16 protein-coding genes are annotated in these 15,638 nt (G+C 43.5%); 10 read left to right on the forward strand and 6 right to left on the reverse strand.

Annotation, left to right across the window (positions count from 1 at the left end; all coding sequences use genetic code 11):
* Window positions 1–115: 115 nt before the first annotated feature.
* From DK188_RS02070 to DK188_RS02090, 5 genes are all read left to right on the forward strand, one after another.
* Complete coding sequence (locus DK188_RS02070; protein WP_111669116.1) at window positions 116–1,645, forward strand: autotransporter outer membrane beta-barrel domain-containing protein; 1,530 nt, start codon at window positions 116–118, stop codon at window positions 1,643–1,645.
* Window positions 1,646–1,749: 104 nt separating this feature from the next.
* Window positions 1,750–4,629 carry a TonB-dependent receptor gene (locus DK188_RS02075; protein ID WP_111669117.1) on the forward strand — a complete coding sequence of 960 codons (2,880 nt, stop codon included), beginning with the start codon at window positions 1,750–1,752 and terminating at the stop codon, window positions 4,627–4,629.
* A 98-nt stretch (window positions 4,630–4,727) separates the two neighbouring features.
* Window positions 4,728–5,291, forward strand: a complete 564-nt coding sequence (locus DK188_RS02080) for a hypothetical protein (protein ID WP_111669378.1) — start codon at window positions 4,728–4,730, stop codon at window positions 5,289–5,291.
* 34 nt (window positions 5,292–5,325) lie between these two features.
* Window positions 5,326–6,219 carry a cation diffusion facilitator family transporter gene (locus DK188_RS02085; protein ID WP_111669118.1) on the forward strand — a complete coding sequence of 298 codons (894 nt, stop codon included), beginning with the start codon at window positions 5,326–5,328 and terminating at the stop codon, window positions 6,217–6,219.
* Between the two features lie 34 nt (window positions 6,220–6,253).
* A complete protein-coding gene (locus tag DK188_RS02090) occupies window positions 6,254–6,691 on the forward strand; it encodes a DinB family protein (RefSeq protein WP_111669119.1) in 438 nt (145 codons plus the stop codon).
* 3 nt (window positions 6,692–6,694) lie between these two features.
* Here the strand turns inward: DK188_RS02090 and DK188_RS02095 are convergent, their stop codons facing one another.
* On the reverse strand, window positions 6,695–7,183 hold the full coding sequence (locus DK188_RS02095; RefSeq protein ID WP_111669120.1) for a cupin domain-containing protein: 489 nt from the start codon (window positions 7,181–7,183) through the stop codon (window positions 6,695–6,697).
* The gene (wecB, locus tag DK188_RS02100; protein ID WP_111669121.1) at window positions 7,180–8,274 is read right to left on the reverse strand and encodes a non-hydrolyzing UDP-N-acetylglucosamine 2-epimerase; all 1,095 of its coding nucleotides are present in this window, start codon (window positions 8,272–8,274) and stop codon (window positions 7,180–7,182) included. Before wecB ends, DK188_RS02095 begins: the two co-directional genes overlap by 4 nt.
* A 133-nt stretch (window positions 8,275–8,407) precedes the next feature.
* Here wecB and DK188_RS02105 point away from each other — a divergent pair, with 133 nt between their 5' ends.
* Together DK188_RS02105 and DK188_RS02110 are read left to right on the forward strand one after the other, a co-directional pair.
* Window positions 8,408–9,073: a hypothetical protein gene (locus DK188_RS02105; RefSeq protein ID WP_111669122.1), complete on the forward strand. Its 666-nt coding sequence runs from the start codon at window positions 8,408–8,410 to the stop codon at window positions 9,071–9,073.
* Between the two features lie 3 nt (window positions 9,074–9,076).
* Window positions 9,077–10,780, forward strand: coding sequence for a capsule assembly Wzi family protein (locus DK188_RS02110; RefSeq protein WP_232825637.1), 1,704 nt, complete (start codon window positions 9,077–9,079; stop codon window positions 10,778–10,780).
* On the opposite strand, the gene DK188_RS02115 is transcribed toward DK188_RS02110, so the two are convergent.
* Window positions 10,765–11,610, reverse strand: coding sequence for a glycosyltransferase family 2 protein (locus DK188_RS02115; protein ID WP_111669124.1), 846 nt, complete (start codon window positions 11,608–11,610; stop codon window positions 10,765–10,767). The genes DK188_RS02110 and DK188_RS02115 overlap by 16 nt on opposite strands.
* A gap of 95 nt (window positions 11,611–11,705) precedes the next feature.
* Here DK188_RS02115 and DK188_RS02120 point away from each other — a divergent pair, with 95 nt between their 5' ends.
* Entirely contained in the window at window positions 11,706–12,221 is a 516-nt protein-coding gene (locus tag DK188_RS02120; protein ID WP_111669379.1) for an FKBP-type peptidyl-prolyl cis-trans isomerase, read from the forward strand.
* 127 nt (window positions 12,222–12,348) lie between these two features.
* Entirely contained in the window at window positions 12,349–12,855 is a 507-nt protein-coding gene (locus tag DK188_RS02125) for a DUF6252 family protein (protein WP_111669125.1), read from the forward strand.
* Window positions 12,856–12,975: 120 nt separating this feature from the next.
* Here DK188_RS02125 and DK188_RS02130 read toward each other — a convergent pair whose 3' ends face one another.
* Both DK188_RS02130 and rlmH read right to left on the reverse strand, forming a co-directional pair.
* Window positions 12,976–13,806, reverse strand: coding sequence for a hypothetical protein (locus tag DK188_RS02130; RefSeq protein WP_111669126.1), 831 nt, complete (start codon window positions 13,804–13,806; stop codon window positions 12,976–12,978).
* Window positions 13,807–13,906: 100 nt separating this feature from the next.
* A complete protein-coding gene (gene rlmH / locus DK188_RS02135) occupies window positions 13,907–14,380 on the reverse strand; it encodes a 23S rRNA (pseudouridine(1915)-N(3))-methyltransferase RlmH (protein WP_111669127.1) in 474 nt (157 codons plus the stop codon).
* A gap of 186 nt (window positions 14,381–14,566) precedes the next feature.
* Here rlmH and DK188_RS02140 point away from each other — a divergent pair, with 186 nt between their 5' ends.
* Window positions 14,567–15,067, forward strand: coding sequence for a fasciclin domain-containing protein (locus DK188_RS02140; protein WP_111669128.1), 501 nt, complete (start codon window positions 14,567–14,569; stop codon window positions 15,065–15,067).
* A 53-nt stretch (window positions 15,068–15,120) separates the two neighbouring features.
* Here DK188_RS02140 and DK188_RS02145 read toward each other — a convergent pair whose 3' ends face one another.
* Window positions 15,121–15,591, reverse strand: a complete 471-nt coding sequence (locus tag DK188_RS02145) for a YcxB family protein (RefSeq protein WP_111669129.1) — start codon at window positions 15,589–15,591, stop codon at window positions 15,121–15,123.
* Between the last annotated feature and the right edge of the window lie 47 nt (window positions 15,592–15,638).

Here is a 15,638-nt window from a genome sequence, read left to right on the forward strand (position 1 = left end):
TTAAATTCTGTTCGCTTTTTTAAAAAAACCATAATTCGATTCATTCTTTTGGGTAGCAAAATTGGGTTCACCTTTGCAGCATCTAATTGCAAAACCATAATTCAATTTATACCAAATGAAAAAGTTCAATTATTTAGTAATGTTGTTTTCGGCTGTGTTGATCACATTCAGCAGCTGTGAAGACGATCCGGATCCAGTTGACAATGGTGTGACCATCTCAGGTATCCCTGCTACTGCTACTATTGAAGCTGGCGGAACTCTTGGACCTGTGACTGCCACTGCTACTGCACTTGACGGTCTAGTCTCTCTTGCTATCACCAAAGATGGCGCTGCATTGGCGACAGTACCTTTGACAGGAACTACAGCTACCGCTCCATTCTCTTACACTGCTGTAGCAGCTGACGCAGGAAAAAACATCGTATTTGAATTTACAGTAACAGATACAGACGGAGATCAGGCAAAAGCTACTCACGTCTTGACAGTAGGTGCTGAAGCCACTACCATTCGAGTGACCAACAACATTACTGCTGACCAAACTTGGGAAACTGGCAAGACTTATATTCTCGGTGGAAGAATCACCGTGACTTCAGGTGCCACACTTACTATCCAAGAAGGTGTAGTAGTGAAAGGTGAAGCTGGAACTGGTGCAAATGCTACTGCATTGATTATCGCTAGAGGTGGTAAACTCAACGCAAACGGCACTGCTACTGCTCCAATTATTTTTACTTCGATTGCTGATGAGATCGCTCCAGGTCAAATTGCTTCTCCAAACCTAGATCCTGAAATTTCCGGTCTTTGGGGTGGAGTTCTGATATTGGGACGTGCTCCAGGATCTTTTGCAGGTGATGTGACTGAAATTCAGATCGAAGGTATCCCACCGTCAGACACGAATGGCCTTTATGGTGGAAATGTTCCTGACGACAACAGCGGTTCTATCAAATTTATCTCTATCCGTCACGGTGGTGCTAATATCGGTGAAGGAAACGAAATCAACGGCTTGACGCTTGGTGGTGTAGGTTCCGGTACTGTAATCGAAAACGTAGAAGTAATCGGTAACCAAGACGATGGTATCGAATGGTTCGGTGGAACTGTAGACGTTACCAACGCAATTGTTTGGAACTCTGGCGATGATGCCATGGACACTGACCAGGCTTGGGCTGGAACTTTGGATAACTTCATTGTAATTGCCGGTGGTGAAACTGACCACGCACTTGAAATCGACGGTCCTGAAGGATCTTTGAATGCTGCTCATACCCTAAGAAATGGATCTGTTAAAGGTAGTTCTGTTGCCGAATTGGGTGATTTCAGAGCTGGTGCAAGAGGTACCTTCGAAAACATTTACTTCTTCAACTTCCCTTCTCCAGCTACAGGAGGCAGAGGCGATTTATCTCTAAGTGGAGAAGTTGACTCTAACGGAAATCCTATTGGAAATAAATCATTGGATAACTTCAATAACGGTATCCTTGTATTCTCTAACCTAGAGGCTACACTTGTTGAAGGTGTGATGTTGACTGCGGTCTTCAGAAACGGAACAAGCGCTCATGCTACTGCAGTTGCTGCAGGTGCCAATACAGTAGGTGCTGATCTTACAGCCTTTGAAGGTTGGTCTTGGTCAGCTGTTGCAGGTGAACTTGCAGACTTCTAATACACAATAGCTTTTTAAAAAGGGAAAGGAATAAGCTTGCAAGGCAATTTCCTTTCCCTCTTTTCAATTAAAAATTTGCTGTACAAATTAATCAAACCCTGTTCATGAAAAGAACAATCTACTTCTTTATGGCATTATTCCTCCTGATTAATTCAGGATATGCTCAAGCTCAAAATGGAATCATCCGAGGGACCATTTTTGAGGAATCTACCGGAGAGCCCCTATTTGGAGTCTCTGTGTTGGTAAAAGAACTTTCTACAGGCGCCGTCACTGACTTTGATGGCAAATTTGAAATTCAGGTTGCTCCTGGCACTTACACCCTTCAATTCTCCTACATCTCCTACAGTACCGTGGAACTTACCTCAGTCGAAGTTTCGGCGGGTGGAGTAAATGTACTTAGCGACATCCTGATGAAAGAAGATGCCTCCGAGTTGGAAACTGTAACCGTACAGGCTGCTGCTATTCGAACTACCGAAAATGCACTAATGTCTGTAAAAAGAAATGCCCCAAATTTGATAGACGGGATTTCAGCAAGCACATTCAGACAAATCGGAGACGGTGATGCAGCATCTGCTGTGAAACGTGTGACGGGAGTATCTATCGAAGGCGGTAAATATGTTTACGTACGTGGATTGGGAGATAGATATACCAAAACAGTATTGAATGGAGTCGACATTCCAGGTTTGGATCCAGACAGGAATACCATCCAGATGGATATCTTCCCTACCAATGTGATCGATAACATTATCGTTTCTAAATCTTTTACTGCAGAGCTTCCTGCAGATTTTACAGGTGGAGTAGTAGACATCGAAACCAAAGATTTTCCTGAAGAAAAAACCATCAAGCTTGGAATTTCAGGCGCATTCAATCCATCCATGCACTTCAATTCCAATTATGTCACCTATGACGGCGGGCAAACAGACTGGTTAGGTTTTGATGATGGGACAAGAGCTAATCCTACTGGTGGAAGAACTGATATTCCACTTTATGGTCAAGTAGTAGGTAATCCTAACAGCCCGGCTGGTTTAGAATATCAGGATATTTTAGGATCCTTCAACAAAACTCTCGGTGGATACAGATCCAACAGTTTGATGGATTTGGGTCTGAGCTTTTCCCTGGGAAATCAAATCGCAAGAACTAAGGCAACTTGGGGATACAACCTGGCCGTAACCTATAAGAATGAGACCGAATTTTATCAGGATGCAGAATTCAACCTATTTGCAAAGCCAAGAGAAGCTAATCAAACAGAGCTTGAACCTCTTGAAAGACAAAGCGGTGACTATGGAGTAAACAATGTCATGCTGGGTGGTATGGCAGGAATTGCTTTGAAAACTGGCTCTTCTAAATACCGAATCAACTTTTTGAGACTTCAAAATGGAGAGTCTAAAGCCGGTGAATTTGATTTTGTAAACACCAACTTAGGTGCAAACTTTGAAGCAAAACAATACAACCTAGAATACAGCGAGCGATCGTTGACCAGCTTACTTTTGGGTGGTACACATTTCCTGAACGGCAACGATTGGGAAATCAATTGGAAAATTGCTCCTACAGTCTCCACCATGGATGATCCGGATGTAAGGTTTACTAGATTCAGATTGCCAAACAACACCATCTCTACAGAAGTAGGTCTGCCTACCCGAATCTGGAGAGAATTGGAAGAAACAAACCTGGTGGGTAAGCTTGATTTTGCCAAGAACATTAATCTTTTCCAGGAAGATGGAAAAATTAGGTTTGGTGGAAATTATGTACAGAAAGAGCGTGATTTCAACATCCAATCCTTCCAGTTTGCAACAGGTAGTGCGGATGTCACCAACGGCGATCCAAACCAAATCTTGAATCCTGAAAATCTCTTTTCAGCGACTAACAGAAATGGTGTCAGATACAATCCTGATTTTATTCCAATCAACCCGAATGAATTTCAGTCCAATCTGACCAATATCGCCGGATACGCTTCCGCTGAAGTCAATCCTACTGCAAGCTTAAAAGCAATTGTAGGTTTGAGAATGGAAAAGTATACGCAGTTTTATACCGGTACTAACCAAGGTGCAACCATCGTATTTGACAATGAAAAAGTGTTGGATGATCTGGACTTTTTCCCAACGCTAAACTTGGTGTTGAAACTTAAGGAAACTCAGAATCTGAGACTTTCTGCTACAAGAACTATCGCCAGACCGTCTTTCAAAGAATTGTCCTACGCTGAAATTTTGGATCCAATCACTGGTAGAACCTTCATCGGAGGTCTATTTCCTGAGACCACCAACGGTGGAACAGAGACCCTTTGGGATGGCAATCTGACTTCTACTCGAATCAATAACTTCGATATTCGATGGGAGACTTTCCAAGAAAGAGCGCAGACCTTCTCAGTGAGTGCATTCTACAAGTCCTTTGACAAGCCTATCGAAATCGTACAGTTCCTATCTGATCCGGGAGCATTCCAGCCACGAAATGTAGGGAACGGAACCGTATTGGGAGTGGAAGTTGAATTCAGAAAAGCGCTGACCTTCATCTCTCCATCGCTTCAGAACTTCATGTGGAACACGAATGTGACAGTAACAGAATCCAGTATCAAAATGTCCGAGTCTGAATTTAGATCCAGAACTTTATCAGCCAGAGAAGGTGAAACGATCGATGACACTCGGGATATGGCTGGACAGGCTCCATACATTATCAATACAGGTATCTCCTACAACAATTTCACGAATGGATGGGAAGCTGGTATTTTCTACAATGTGCAGGGCCCAACTTTGAATTTTGTAGGTTTTGGAAATAGAACAGATACGTATACAGTTCCTTTCCATGCACTTAATTTTAATTTGAATAAAACTTTCGGAGCGGATGAGCGCATGCAGGCTAACTTTGGAGTAGAGAATATTTTGAACGATAAGCGTGAGGTAGTTTTCAGCTCATATGAAGCTCAGGATCAAATCTTCACCAGACTTGCTCCAGGAACAAAAATCAAATTTGGATTTACATTTGCCTTCTAATTCGTAAGGTTCAGCACCTTTGAAGCCACCTGATCAGTCAGGTGGCTTTTTTGATTTCAGGATGGTTTGGTTACTTTCAATCAAAATATTGCACCATCATGAAATATCTCATTGCCATTCTTCTCTTTAATCTCCAGATCCTGGCTTTTTCACAGGAAAGTTCCAAGTCTCAGCAATTTTGGAAACAGCTTGAAGCGCATTGCGGCAAAGCTTACGAAGGCAAACTGGTAACGCCGGAATCCGATCCTAGATTTGCAGGAAAGCTGGTGATGCACGTTAGGTCTTGTGAGGACGGCACCATGAAAATTCCTTTTTTTGTGGGCGACGATCGGTCCAGAACTTGGGTCTTAACCATGGATGAGGCAGGATTGATTCAGCTCAAGCACGATCACAGACATGAGGATGGATCAGAGGATCGAGTGACCCAATATGGCGGCAAAGCGAATAATACCGGATCTGAGAATACCCAGTTTTTCCCAGCGGATCAGTTCACTGCTGAGTTGCTGCCAGCGGCCGTTGGCAATGTCTGGTGGATCAATGTAGATGAAACCTCATTTACTTATAATCTGCGAAGACTCGGTTCAGATACGCATTTCTCAGTCAGATTTGATTTGACCAAGCCCATTGATATTCCTGACGCTCCTTGGGGTTGGGAGGATTGAATCCGGTTTTATAAAGCCTAAATTCTACCAAATTATGGCACATAATCATCCCCATCAGCACTCCAACAAGAACCTGAAGACCGCGTTTTTTCTAAATCTCGGATTTACTGTATTTGAACTGATCGGAGGGTATTATGTAAATAGCGTTGCCATCATCTCAGATGCGATCCATGATTTAGGCGATAGTCTTTCTCTCGGGACATCTTGGTATCTGGATCATAAATCCAAGCAATCTCCCACCCAAGTTTTTTCTTTTGGGTATCGAAGATTTTCTCTTTTGGGAGCTTTAATCAATGGTTTGATCCTTCTCCTTGGATCAATTTTCGTAATCAATGAGGCAATTGGCAGAATCATCAGCCCAGAATCCTCGAATGCGACAGGTATGCTGGTTTTTGCGATCCTTGGCGTGCTTGTCAATGGCTATGCAGCCTGGAAGATGAGCAAAGGGAAGACCCTCAATGAGCGGGTAATTTCCTGGCATCTGCTGGAAGATGTCTTGGGCTGGGCGGCTATTTTGATTGTTTCCATTGTCTTGCAGGTCAAAGACGTCCCTTATCTTGATCCAGCCCTATCGCTGGTGATTACGCTATATATTCTATGGAATGTGGTGAAGAGATTGAAAGAAACATTCGTGATTTTTCTTCAAGGTGAGCCTAGAGATGTGGATCGTGGAGCTATTGAGCAAGAAATTTTAAAAATCCCGCATGTCAAATCTCTTCATCACACGCATCTTTGGTCACTGGATGGAGAGCATCATGTTTTTACCACACACCTTAAGCTTGAGCCCATAGCAGACTTGGACGAAATGCTTGAAGTAAAAAATCAGGTAAAAGAAATCATGAAGAAGTATCCCTTTGAGCATTACACCATCGAGACCGAGATCGATACCGAATCGTGTGGGCTTGAAGGAAAACACGAGCACAGGTAATTGTTGGTGCAAAAATCACTTTAATCATACGCTTATGCAGGATTTTATCGAGTTATGGAAAGAAGGAAGAACTCGGTTCACCAAGTTATTGGATGCTACCCAGGAAGCAGACTTGACCAAAAAAAATGGGAATAGTCCCAATTCGGTTGGATTTCTGATCAGGCACATCGCAGAAGTAGAACTGCTTTTTGCAAAAAATATCTTTGGTCTGGCGGAAGTGAAAATTGTAGCCAAAACCCTTATTGCCGGTAAAGATACAGGAGAGTGGACCAATTTGGCCGAACTTAAAGAAATGGCTGAATACGCTGCGGCGTTGCTGGAAAAAGCAATTTTAACTACCAAAGACTGGAGCGAAGTCATCGAGACTAAGGAGTTTGGCAAAAAGACTAAAGCAGAAGCCTTCGGTAGAATTGTAACCCATACCGCTTATCATTCCGGGCAGCTCGCTTTGGCTAGTAAATACGGAAAATGAAGTCTATGTGAGTTTTTGGATTATTGCTGCTGCTATTGGGTAGCGTGGCAGTAAGTCCTCTGCTTGGAAAAGTTCAAAGTCCCGAAAGTCAAATCCCGGAGCTACTACACAGGATACCAAGGCGTAACTCTCAGACTCAGTGATAGTACTGCCAAAAATGGTTTCCGCCTTGACCAAATGCTGTGGCAAGGTTCCATTTTCATCTACTGGCCCCAGTTTTAGAATTTCATGGCCATTTTCGCCCAATAAATGAATGGAAAGGGAGCTGCCTTCGTGCCAAAACCACAATTCATCACTCTTGATCCGGTGAAAATGGGAGACGTCTTCGGATCGAAGTAAAAAGAAGATGGATGTGATCAGGTTCCGTTTCCCGTTTTTGGTATCAAGTTCAGAATCGGAGCGATAGGTTTCGGCGTAGAATCCACCCTCTGGATGAGACTTCATCTGGAGCAAATGAACTAGTTCTGAAATCCGTCTCTCAGTGGGGCTCATGAATAGGTTTCGATCAGAATGTTGACGATTCGTTCCGCAGTCTTTCCATCCCAAAGTGGGATTCCTTGGTATTGTTTCCATTCCCCATTCATGATTTTATCCAGGTAGGGTTTGAGTTTTTTGGGATCAGTACCTACGAGTTCGTTGGTTCCCAAGTGGATGGTTTCGGCACGCTCAGTATTGTCTCTCAGCGTGATACAAGGAACATTCATGACGGAAGTTTCTTCTGTCACTCCTCCAGAGTCCGTGATGACTCCTTTTGCATTTTTCACCAAATAATTGAACTCAAGATAGCCTAGAGGCTCACACATGTGAAGGTTAGATGCGTCTATCCCAAGGTTTTGCAGGTTTTTTGCGGTTCTGGGATGGACAGGGAATAGGATGGGTAAGCCTCCGGTACCCGATAGGATCGCATCAATCATTGCCTTCAGTGACTGCTCCTGATCCACATTGGCTGGCCGGTGCATAGTCATTACGAAATAATTTCCGGGAGTTACCTTCTCAAAAATTTCTCCTTCCGGTTTTCTGAAGTTTGGTAGCTGTGCCATGAGCGTATCGATCATGGTATTTCCCACAAAGTGAATTTTTTCTTCTGCAACTCCTGCTTTTCGTAAGTTGGTATTGGCGATCTCAGAGGTGGTGAAAAAATGATCTGTGATCGAATCTGTGACCATTCGATTAATTTCTTCTGGCATGGTAAGGTCCCCCGAGCGGATTCCCCCTTCGACGTGGGCCACATCGATCTGGAGTTTTTTGGCAGCGATCGAGCAGGCCAATGTACTGGTCACATCACCTACTACGATGACAAGATCCGGACGATTTTCCATCAGTTCTTTTTCGAATGCCACCATGATAGCTGCGGTTTGCTCAGCCTGAGTTCCTCCGCCGCCTCCTAGATTGGCGTCCGGTTCGGGGATATTGAGCTGATCAAAAAAATCACCTGACATCTTTTTGTCATAGTGCTGGCCTGTATGAACTAATCTAAATCCTACTTCGACGCCCTGTTTTTGTGATTTTTGAAATGCATGAATGATGGGAGCGATTTTCATGAAATTTGGTCTGGCTCCCGCTACTAAAGTAAAAATGGGCATAAATGAATCAATTAAGTCCAGCAAAAATAGGAATTCATTTTGAGGGAACTGGCTCATTTCCCGATAATCCTTACCGCTTTTGGTAGGTTTTTTGTTTCTTTGTCCCTGTGTTTTTTAGAGAAAATCTGAATTAATGATAAAATTAGATAGCCGGGTCTTGTTGAGGGGATTGGTACTTTTTGGATTGCTTGGAATAGTTTCCTCCTGCCTCCCTACTGTGGAAAATGAGCAGGTCGTTTATTCAAACAACTTCTCGGATTTGGATCTCCAGGGGTTTGAAAATGCCCGTCTGTTCATTTTCCAAAACGATACGGTGTCGGGATTTTATCACAATGAGGAGGTGGCGTTGACGGTACAGGATCTTCCTTCCCACAATTTCCTCAAAGTCACCATCGAAATCCTGGTCCACGATAGTTGGGACGGCAATCCGGATGACGGACTGGGCGGGCCTGACTTCTGGTACATGGGCTATGACAACTCAGAGGTATTTCGGACGACGTTTTCCAATTCACCCTGTGAATCGACCTATTGCCTGCGTCAGTCGTATCCGAATGACTACTTTAGACAGAATGATCCCAAATCGGGAGCAACTCAAACGAATCTTCCGGGACTTTGTCTCTTTGGGGCTTTCCGAAATTACACGACCCGATACAGCGTGTCCAAGCTCATTTCTCATTCCAACCCCACTGTTAGGATCTATACCGGTGCAGAGTTGTTGGCCACCAACTCTCCAGATCCGGTCTGTGATGAGTCTTGGTCGATTGCCAAAATCGAAGTTGTAGCCATTCAGACTAATTAAGACATGGTAAAAACTAGAACTCTTCGTTGGCTCACTTTTCTTTTTCTCCTCTGCGCAGGGAGAATGACCGATACTTTCGCCCAGACGATCCCGGTGGGGACTCCTGTAATGGATGATTACCTGAGAAGGTTGCAGCTCCTTGGACAGGTGGATTCGGCATCATCCTGGATGATCCGCCCGCTCTATCCAGCGGAAGCTTTTGGCATCCAAAATGGCTTTGATCTCGACAGTTCGGTAGTTGATCTGGATATTTCGTTTTTCCATCGGCGATTTGGCAAAGAGGGAAAGGGAAAGTTTCTCACCATGCCAGGGACCTATCGGATACAGTTCAACTCCACGTATGCTTTTGGGGTAAACGACGGCGCAATGATTCCCAACAGGGGAATCCAGCAGGTATTCAGTCCGGGGATCTATGCCGAATATGGCAAATTCAGCCTTCAGCTCCAGCCCGAAATCCTCTTTGCACAAAACAAGGAATATATCGGATTCCCGATCGAGCATCAGGCCACGATTCTGTTCTACTATGAATTCATGAACCGAATCGATATGCCTGAGCGATTTGGGGACAAAGCGTTTAATCGGATTTATCCCGGGCAGTCCAGTTTTCGGTTCAACTTGAAAGACTATTCACTGGGCATTTCCACAGAGAACCTCTGGTGGGGTCCTGGCCGGAGAAATTCTCTTTTGATGGGAAACAACGCACCCGGTTTTTTGCACTTCACACTGAACACGCGCAGGCCGGTCCGGACCCAAATCGGATCTTTTGAGGGTCAGGTGGTTTCGGGATTTTTGAAGTCAACGGAATTTCTCCCACCCTGGCCAGACTACTCCATCCAACAAAACCCGGTATACATCGCTAAACGCGAAGATGGTAACCGGTACATGTCTGGTTTGGTACTGACTTACCAGCCCAAGTGGATTCCGGGTCTTTTTCTCGGCTATGGATCAGTCAATCACCTGTACCGGAGTGATGTCTCCGGACTGGGAGATATCCTGCCAGTCTTCAATGGGCGAAAAGGTCCTGCTAACGAGTACGACCCGATTCGGGATAAAAGGCAGCAGTTTAGCTCGGGATTTTTCCGCTGGTTGAGTCCTGCCGGTGGATTTGAATTCTACGGAGAATACGGTACTCGAGGCAACAGCCGAAAGCTGGAAGAATTCATTACCACGCCTGAGCAGGGACGGGCCTTCACTTTTGGATTTGCACACCTGATGAACCTGAGGAAGCCGGGAAGATTCCTGGAAATCAGTTCGGAAATGACGCTTTCGGGCCAGACCATCAGGGAGGAAATCCGTCAGCTGCGTACCTGGTATATTCATGATCATGTCCGCCATGGGTACACCCATCAGGGACAGGTTCTTGGCATAGGCAACGGCCCGGCTGCCAACCAGCTCTTTGTGGGTTTTGCCTGGGTAGAAGGGCTGAAAAAAATCGGGCTGCAGTTTGAGCGGATCGAATACAACAATGACTTCTACTACTATCGATACGAAGCTTCCAAAGACTTCAGAAACAAGTACGTTGATTTGGTCTTTACCCTTGCTCCGGAATGGAAATTTGGAGACTTCCTGCTCTCTGGCAAATTCCAATACGTCAATACGCTGAATTACAAATGGTTTCTGGAAAATCAGCCGGATCAATACTTCGTGCCGGGGTATGACCGAAAAAACTTTGTAGGAAATATCGGTTTGACTTATTTATTCCGGTAGGGGATTTTCATAAGCAGTGATTTCCACGATTTTTTAAGAATTTCTTTCCAGATCATCCACTTATCCTGACTGGGAATCCGCATGCCAAAAACCGCCTCGGCCATGGCTAAGTATACTGCGGATCGGTTCTTAAAATTATATTTCCACTGGACTGAGAGCGTTTTTACGGTGTAAAATTTCTCGAATAATACTTGGTCCGAACACACAAATGGGCCCAAAGCGGCCATTTTTATTAGCCAGATCAGGTCTAGGGCAAATTCTTTTTCTCCGAATCTCAAGTAATCGATAGGGAGGATGCTTGGAATAAATCTACTCCGTTGCAATCCGTGATAAGCAGCCCACCAACCTTCTACTTCCCAAGTCACCAACGGTTTGATCCGAAGTCCTGCGCAGTCTGAGGTTCCTAAGTTTTGAAGAATAGTACTGTTCATTCGTCCATCGGCATAATTGTTTTTCATGCCGGGAACGCAAAGGGAAGCGTTTGGATATCGCTGCAATAGGTCTACCTGGGCTGCCACAAACTCTGCAAATGGCACATCATCATGAGGCTGGAAGAAGCAGTAATCACTCTCTTTGGCAGCTTTTTGCCATTGGTAGACTGAGGTTTTCCACCAACCCAAGTTTTTTTCATTTTGATAGAATTTGAATCGCTTATCGGTTTTACAAAAATCCCTGCAAACCGAAGCAGTATTGTCTGTCGACGCATCATCACAGATCCAAAGTTCGAGATTGGAATAAGTTTGAACAGCAAGTGCTTCTAAAGTTTTGGAAATGAATTTCTCGGAATTATAGGTGGGAATAAACCCAATGACTTTTGGATCTTGAAGCATAGAATGGATTGTCGAAAGGAGGGTTTAGAAATTCAAGTGAATTACAGAATTTCAAAAGAGAAAAACTTCGATCTTTGGATCGAAATTTAATTGAAATGAAAGCAGACAAAGATAAAGTAGTAGCAGTGGCGTATACGCTGAAGGTGGACGATGGAGAGAGCGGCCAGGAATTATTCGAGACGGTGTCCGAAGATCAGCCCTTTTACTTCTTATTTGGTTACCAGAATGTTTTGCCCAAGTTTGAAGAGGCCATTCTGGGCAAAGAATCCGGAGATACATTTTCTGTAGCAATAGATTTTGAAAATGGCTACGGGGACTACGACGACAGTAAAAAAGTGATAATTCCCAAGGCGAATTTCAAAGAAGAGGGTAAGAAAAATAAGGACTTACTTCGGGTAGGCAGGGTCATTCCGATGCAGGATGATAAAGGAAATCAAATGCGTGGCGAAATCACAAAGGTTGATTACATGGGAGTTCACATGGATTTTAATCCACCTTTGGCAGGTTATGATTTATTTTTTGAAGGGAAAATAATTTCTGTTCGCGACGCAGAGCCTGTGGAAATTGAACACGGTCACGCCCATGGGCCCGATGGCCATCATCATCACTGATTCTCAGCGCAGTTTGACACTTTTTAGATGCCCTATTTCCAAAGAATAGGGCATTTGTCGTATGGTGGGCGGAAGACTGGAAGGATAACTTTGATCCGTTCAGTTAAAAAACCAAACCATTTCTTTTATGAAAAATCTAAGTGAAATTTTGAGAAAAGCCAGTTTGTTGCTTTTTGTGATTGCCTTTATGGCGTGCTCAAATGATGATGGGCAAGATGTATCAGGTGCGGGTGAAGAATTTTCGGCAGAAGTAGCCGGAGTAGGTACTATCACCGCTTCCAAGGACTTTGATACTGTATCTGGGACAAAAATTTCAGCCGGAGGGACTAATGTGGTTGTCCTGCAAGGAACTGATAATTCCGGCAAAGGCTTCATGATCAGATTTACCACCTACAACGGTCCCGGCACATATGACCTTGGCTTTACCAATATCGCCAATACCGCTACGTATATCGGAGGAACGGCCCTGGGTGAACAATATTCCACTTCCTATCAGGGAACTTCCGGGAAGATCATTGTGACAGCGGATGATGGTAAGCGCGTGGAGGGGACTTTTGAATTTGTCGGAAAAGTGAATAATACCTCGGCATCCATGACCGTCACAAACGGTAAGTTCAAAGTCAACCTGCAATAAGCTAAGCCCCTGAAATCAAAAAATAATTGTAAACTTTTTAATGGTTCGCAATTTCGCTTGATTGGGGTGATGAAGCGGAAATTGTTTTGGCCTCTCCATCACTGGAGAGGCCGAATTTTTTTACTTCTTCAATTCGTAGCCATAACTTTTATACGCCAGATCCACACTGAGTTCGCGAAGGCCAAGAATCCGCTCAGAGGGATACAGTAAATAGGCTTTTGACAATTGATCCACAGCTTTGGTATATTCTTGTGAATTGAAATGGACAATAGCATCATTGTAATACTGAAGTCCAGCCAGCTGTTTCAGGTTTACTTTTCTGAAAATGGAATTGTCGCTGAATTCGATTTCAGTACCGGCCAGACTTTGGTTGTAAGATTTCAATAGGGCAAATTCTGCAGGCTTGTAAGAGTCAATGTATTTTTGAACTTCAGAGGGAGTGGTGATCATTCCTCCTATGGGTAGCGTGCTTTCCAAAACTATCTTTTTCCCCTCCAGATTTACTACTAGAAATACATGGTAGTCGGTCTCTACGATATCAAATTCGTATCCGTATCGATCGAGAAGTAGACTAAGTGCTGCAGAACCGCTGACGCAGTCAAATTTACCTTCATTAAGCATCTGGTTGAAGGTGGAGTGCTGCTCATAGGTGTGAAATAGTTTTTGATGAGTTTTTTCAAAAACCTGCCTGATAAACTTGAAGTCATTTCTTTTTTTTGAGGCTTTGAGATCTAATTCATCGACCAATCTTTCCCATTCCGCTAAAGAAGGTGTCTGCTCGGCCTGTACCGCTTGAAACAACGAAAAGGGATTGGTTACCCCTGATTGCCAGAATTCTTTTTCTGCCTTTGTTTGAAAATTGAGGTTTTCATAAAAGGCTACTGATTCTTGAGACCAAGTCACCCGGACTTGACCGATAAGAATGAGGAGTACTAGAAGTGCCTTTTTCATCTTGGATGAAGCTAATGTTAACCAATGTTTTCAAAGTTAACAATTTGGTAACATTAGAAAAGCACTTATGCAAAAACTTAACACTGAGCACTTCAGGTACTCATTCGTGATGATAGGGCTCGTTTCTCAAAATAGTAAAGGCACGATACAGCTGTTCGATCAGGAAGGGTCGGATCATTTGGTGTGAAAAAGTCATTTTAGAAAGCGAAATTTTCCCATTGGCTCTTGCATATACTGCTTCGGAAAATCCATATGGTCCGCCTATCACCAAGACCATTTGCTTCAGGCCAGAATTCATTTTTTTCTGAAGGAAATCCGAAAACTCGACGGAACTGAAGGTTTTGCCCCGCTCATCCAGAAGAATAAGGTCGTCTGAACTCTGAATTTTTTTCAGGATCAACTCTCCTTCCTTGTCTTTTTGGATCACTTCCGAGAGGGATTTTGTGTTTTTGAGATCAGGAATGATCTCTACTTCAAACCGAATGTAAAACCCCAGTCGAGACGAATATTCCTCACTAAGTTTTTGAATAGCCGGATGGTCTGTTTTGCCAATTGCGATAAGCTTGATTTGCATGGGATAAATATCAAAAATCTCATGGAAAGTATTTTCAAAAACTATTGAACAAAAACTAATTTCCTTTTATATCCATTCTATACCGTATTTACCCGAAAATACCCACTTAAGATTCTTAACAAATCTTTGACAAACAATTACTTAAAACAACCTGTTCGACCTCCACAAACCAAAAATATTTCTACCATGAAAAAATTTCTTTCTATTCTGATGGTGATGACGATTTTCCTTGCGTCAGCATTCACCCCTAAAACCACTTCAGTGCATGAGGTCGAAGCAGACATTGTCGATCTGGCTGTGGCCACTGAATTTCTCTCTACCTTGGTAGCGGCAGTAAAAGCCGGTGACCTAGTGGAAGTATTGAAAGGTGACGGTCCGTTTACGGTATTTGCCCCAACTAATGATGCGTTTGCCAAATTGCCCGCAGGTACTGTTGAGAATCTTTTGAAGCCAGAAAACAAAGCACAATTGGTCGCTGTATTGACGTATCATGTGGTACCTGGAAAAGTAATGTCGAAAGACCTTAAGAATGGTCAAAAAGCGAAAACAGTGCAGGGTTCTGAAGTGACTGTAACCCTAAAGGACGGTAAAGCTATGATCAACAATGCAACTGTAACCACTGCTGATATTGAAGCTAGTAATGGTGTGGTGCACGTGATTGACACGGTGATTTTGCCAAAAATGTAAGTTTACCCAAAATCAAAAAATTAGCCCTCTGGATTCCAGAGGGCTTTTTTGTGTTACAGAAGTTCTTTTCGCTTGAGAATCGTTTCCAAAAATTTCTTTTCGTTTTCTGAATTGAAAATTCTGAAAGGCAAATGGATGAATTGGGCTTTGGACAGGTAAAGCACGAATGCATCCTTGGTCATTTCCACTCGCTTGATCATGTTCCATTGCACAGGCATTCCTTCGCGGGCGTTGATTTTCATCAGGATTTGACGGCTGTCAATTTCATAGGCCATTTTCTGAAAAATGGGCTTATTCTGTTCCATTTGGGTTACACCAGTGAATTGAATAGTCCAAAACAAGACATAAAGTCCATAGGCAATCACAGCCCCGATAAACCACCAAATCGACGCAATCCAGAGGTACCCCAAGCAAATGGCAAGTGCAATCAAAATCACCCACCACTGTTCGATCAGGATGGATTTTAGTCCCATTTTGATGTATGTCCCGGTTGGAAGTTGGTATTTTTTGGTTTTAATAATCATCAGTCACGAATTAAGAAGCGCAAATATCCACCTATCCTAGTGATTAA

The organism is Algoriphagus litoralis (genome assembly GCF_003259255.1).
Classification (GTDB): Bacteria; Bacteroidota; Bacteroidia; order Cytophagales; family Cyclobacteriaceae; genus Algoriphagus; species Algoriphagus litoralis.